The sequence below is a fragment of the Streptomyces sp. YS-3 genome (assembly GCF_045257485.1).
Classification (GTDB): Bacteria; Actinomycetota; Actinomycetes; order Streptomycetales; family Streptomycetaceae; genus Streptomyces.
In genome coordinates this window covers 1-3,579 of sequence record NZ_JBJHPC010000680.1, presented here as the reverse complement: position 1 = coordinate 3,579, position 3,579 = coordinate 1, and the positions used below count along the sequence as shown (strand labels likewise).

At 69.3% G+C, this 3,579-nt stretch carries 6 protein-coding genes; 2 read left to right on the top strand and 4 right to left on the bottom strand.

What is annotated here, in order from left to right:
* Positions 1-46 precede the first annotated feature (46 nt).
* The 4 genes from ACJA3G_RS33155 to ACJA3G_RS33140 form a co-directional block, all read right to left on the bottom strand.
* On the bottom strand, positions 47-523 hold the full coding sequence (locus ACJA3G_RS33155; RefSeq protein ID WP_406556737.1) for a MarR family winged helix-turn-helix transcriptional regulator: 477 nt from the start codon (positions 521-523) through the stop codon (positions 47-49).
* A 135-nt stretch (positions 524-658) separates the two neighbouring features.
* Positions 659-1,456 (bottom strand): AIM24 family protein, encoded by a 798-nt coding sequence (locus ACJA3G_RS33150; protein ID WP_406556736.1) that lies wholly within the window; start codon positions 1,454-1,456, stop codon positions 659-661.
* Positions 1,453-2,103, bottom strand: coding sequence for an AIM24 family protein (locus ACJA3G_RS33145; protein ID WP_406556735.1), 651 nt, complete (start codon positions 2,101-2,103; stop codon positions 1,453-1,455). Before ACJA3G_RS33145 ends, ACJA3G_RS33150 begins: the two co-directional genes overlap by 4 nt.
* On the bottom strand, positions 2,103-2,741 hold the full coding sequence (locus ACJA3G_RS33140; RefSeq protein WP_406556734.1) for an AIM24 family protein: 639 nt from the start codon (positions 2,739-2,741) through the stop codon (positions 2,103-2,105). The genes ACJA3G_RS33145 and ACJA3G_RS33140 overlap by 1 nt, the downstream gene beginning before the upstream one ends.
* A gap of 178 nt (positions 2,742-2,919) precedes the next feature.
* Between ACJA3G_RS33140 and ACJA3G_RS33135 the strand changes: the two genes are divergently transcribed.
* Both ACJA3G_RS33135 and ACJA3G_RS33130 read left to right on the top strand, forming a co-directional pair.
* Positions 2,920-3,264 carry a DUF3817 domain-containing protein gene (locus ACJA3G_RS33135; protein WP_406556733.1) on the top strand — a complete coding sequence of 115 codons (345 nt, stop codon included), beginning with the start codon at positions 2,920-2,922 and terminating at the stop codon, positions 3,262-3,264.
* Positions 3,261-3,554 (top strand): MTH1187 family thiamine-binding protein, encoded by a 294-nt coding sequence (locus ACJA3G_RS33130; protein WP_385461818.1) that lies wholly within the window; start codon positions 3,261-3,263, stop codon positions 3,552-3,554. The genes ACJA3G_RS33135 and ACJA3G_RS33130 overlap by 4 nt, the downstream gene beginning before the upstream one ends.
* Positions 3,555-3,579: the final 25 nt, after the last annotated feature.

The following is a 3,579-nucleotide window of genomic DNA, read 5'->3' as shown; positions in this document are numbered from 1 at the left end:
AAGACCACCTCCGCCCCTTCCCTGAACCCTCCGGGGGTGGGGGGAATCAGAGTTTGCCGCGGTGCCCCCGCAAATGTTCCGCCACCGGCGTCAGCGAAGCCCGCAGATCCGCCAGCGCCTCACTCGACAGCAGGTCGATGAAGTGCTTGCGCACCGACGCCACATGGTGCGGCGCCACCTTCTCCATCGTCTCCACCCCCGCCTCGGTCAACACCGCGAACAGCCCCCGCCGGTCGGACTCGCAGTTCTCCCGCCGCACCAGCCCCGCGTTCTCCATCCGCGTGATCTGGTGCGAGAGCCGGCTCTTGGACTGAAGGGTCGCGGCGGCGAGGTCGCTCATGCGCAGCCGCTGCCCCTCGGCCTCCGAGAGGTTGACCAGGATCTCGTAGTCGTTGTTGGTCAGGCCGAACGGCTGCAGGTCCTTTTCCATCTGGTGCGTCAGCATCCTGTTGACGTCCAGATAGGTACGCCAGGCGCACTGCTCGCTATCGGTCAGCCAGTTGGTGGCCGTCTCGGTCTCCATATGTGGATTCTACCTAAGAAGTTGAATTCTGAACGAAGCCTCGGAATGTGACGCCCCGCACGCACCGGCACAAGGGTCGTGGTCAGCGCCCGGCAGGGGTGCACGCGTTCGACGTCACACTCCGCAGACTACCGCTCACAGGCCGAAGCGACGCTGGAGGTCCCCGAGCTGGCCGGGAAGACGCGGTGCCGACCCCGCCGGACCGTGCGCCCCGGCCGCCGCCCCGCCGCCCGGAACGCCCGGCTCTGCGGGCACCTGCCCCGTCGCCTGCTCGGCCATCAGGACCTCGGTGGACTGGAGCAGCACCGTGCCGGCGCCCACGAACTCGAACTGGTGCTCCTCGCCGGACGTCCCGCCGAGCCCCGTCAGTGACCGGATTCCGCCCAGTACGCCCGTCATGTAGCCGTGATCGTAGTGGTGGCAGGGCGACGGGCAGTCGGCCCAGCCGACCAGCGCCTGCGGGTCCACCCGGATCGGCGGCTCCATGAACACCACCGGTCCGTTGGACGCGGCCACGAACTTCCCGGTTCCGATCAGCGTGAGGAATCCCGGCACGATCGACTGCTTCAGCGCCAGCGTCGGCTGGTAGGCCAGCAGGTTCCCGGCCCGGATCGTCAGGTTGCCCTCGTCCAGGTCGTACGAGTTGACGTCGAACGCCCGGTCCGCCAGCAGCATCTTGCCGGAGCCCTCCGCCACCACCCAGTCGCTCGCGTGCAGCGGCGAGTGGAAGCTGGTGCGCAGCAGCCGGTCCAGGCGCCCGTGGCCGATGCCGTTGAAGTCGATCCGCCCGTAGTAGGCGATCATCTTGCCCTTCTGCAGGAACCACTGGCTCGACTTGAGCTCCACGCAGAAGGTGTACTTGTTGACGTTGTCGTCCGCGGGGAGGGAGTGCGGGTCGAAGATCGACGGCCCTCCGGGCAGGGGGGTGTTCACAGCTTCTCCTCCGAGGCCTGGACGTACACCGCGCCGTTGCCGGACAGTTCGAGCTGGAAGGCCTCTCCGGAGCCCCGGCCGACCATGTCCCGCCAGCCCAGCGCCGTGGACAGCTTGTTGCGTACGTCGCCGTGGTGCGCCACGTACGCCTGCGGGTCGACGTGGACCGGGCGCTGCGGGGAGATCGGCAGCTCGATCACGCCGCCGTGCGCCATCACGGCGACCGCGCCGTGGCCCTTGAGTGTGGTGGTGAACAGGCCCTGCCCGGTCACCTGGCCCCGGACCATGCCCATGACCCCGCCCTGCGAGCCCATGAACATGGTGCCCTGCTGGAGGGTGCCGTCGAAGGCGAGCAGCCGGTCCGCCTCCACGTAGAGCGTGTCGCCGGCGAGGTTGATGACCTGGATGTGGTGGCCGCCGTGGCCGAACAGCACCGTACCGCTGCCTTCGACCGTCATCAGCGGGGTGGCCTCGTTGGCCACCCGCCGGCCGATCATCGACATCAGCCCGCCCTGGCCGCCCTGCATGTTGGGGGTGAAGGACACCTCGCCCTTGTACGCGAGCATCGCGCCGCGCTGGCTGAACATCTTCTGGCCGGGGGCCACCACGGCCTCGACCATCTTGGAGTTGATCTCGCGGAAGGGCATCAGACGTCCCCGCCGATCGTGTTGCGCTCGCTGGGCTGTACGTACACCAGTCCCTCGCCCTCGAAGCGGATCTGGAACGCCTCGCCCGAGCCCTCGCCGAGCAGGGTGCGGAAGGTCACCCCGGACTGGAAGTGCTGCTGGAGGTTGCCCTGGTGGGCGATGTAGGCGCCGGGGTCCACCGAGAGCGGGTACTGCGCGGAGACCCGCAGCACCACCGCGGGCCCGTCCGACATGATCGCCGCCTGGCCGTGGCCCTCGACGGTGGTCGTGAACAGGCCGTTGCCCTGGGTCGCCCCGCGCAGCCCGGTGAAGGTGGTGCCGGTGCGCAGCCCCGCGTCGGTGGCGAGCAGGTTGCTCGCCTCCACCCAGAGCCGGTCGCCCTGGAGCGAGACGAGGTTGATCTCGGAGGCCCGGTCGGCGAAGTAGCAGGTGCCGTTGCCCTTCACCTCCATCACGGTCATGGATTCGCCGGTCAGACGGCGGGTCACCATGCCGCGGATGCCCTCACCGCCGCCGGACATCTTCTTGAAGGCCATCTGGCCGTCGTAGGCGACCATCGAGCCGTTCTTCGCCTTGACGGCGTCGCCGGTCATGTCGACGGCAAGCACTTTGCTGCCCTGGAGTCGGAACGTTGCCACGGGCTGACGTTAGCCGCCCGGCCGCGGCCCCGGCCAGGCTTCGGGACAGCGGGCCCCCGAACGCGGCGGTCCGCGGGGACCCCCGCCAAGATCCCGGCGCCACCGGTGTCACAATGGGGAACGTTTGTGCTTGCGTTCACAAGCAACACCCTCCGACCCTCCCACCGAAGGTGCCCCCGTGGACATCAAGACCGCATCCGCTCTCCACCGTCTCCGGCTGGTCTCCGCCCCGGAGGCCGTCTCCTTCCTGCTGCTGCTCGTGTGCTCGGTACTGAAGCGGACGACCGACGTCAACGCCGTCCCGGTGATGGGCGCGATCCACGGCATCCTCTTCATCCTGTACGTGATCTTCTGGGCCGACGCCTGGAACAAGGCGAAGTGGCCGGTGAAGACCGCCGCCGTGTACTTCGTCCTGTCCGTGCTGCCCTTCGGCGGCTTCGTGGCCGAGCGCAGGCTCAAGCGCCAGGCCGAGGACGCCCTGATCGCCGCGCGCGCCCGCAAGGAAGGCGTGGTCGGAGCGTGATCGTCGCCTTCTCGGTCACCCCGCTGGGCGTCGGCGAGGACGTGGGGGAGTACGTCGCCGACGCCGTACGCGTCGTACGCGAGTCCGGGCTGCCGAACCGGACCGACGCCATGTTCACCTCCGTCGAGGGCGAGTGGGACGAGGTCATGGACGTGGTCCGGCGGGCCGTAGCCGCCGTCGAGGCCCGCGCCCCGCGCGTCTCGCTCGTCCTGAAGGCCGACATCCGGCCCGGCGTCACCGACGGGCTCACCGCCAAGGTGGAGACGGTCGAGCGCCACCTCTCCGCCTGACCGGCCCCCCGGGCCTCCCCAGGCC

Excerpts from the sequence above, each read along its gene's own strand:
- ACJA3G_RS33155 (WP_406556737.1), bottom strand. The coding sequence starts at position 523 with ATGGAGACCGAGACGGCCACCAACTGGCTGACCGATAGCGAGCAGTGC.
- ACJA3G_RS33145 (WP_406556735.1), bottom strand. The coding sequence starts at position 2,103 with ATGCCCTTCCGCGAGATCAACTCCAAGATGGTCGAGGCCGTGGTGGCC.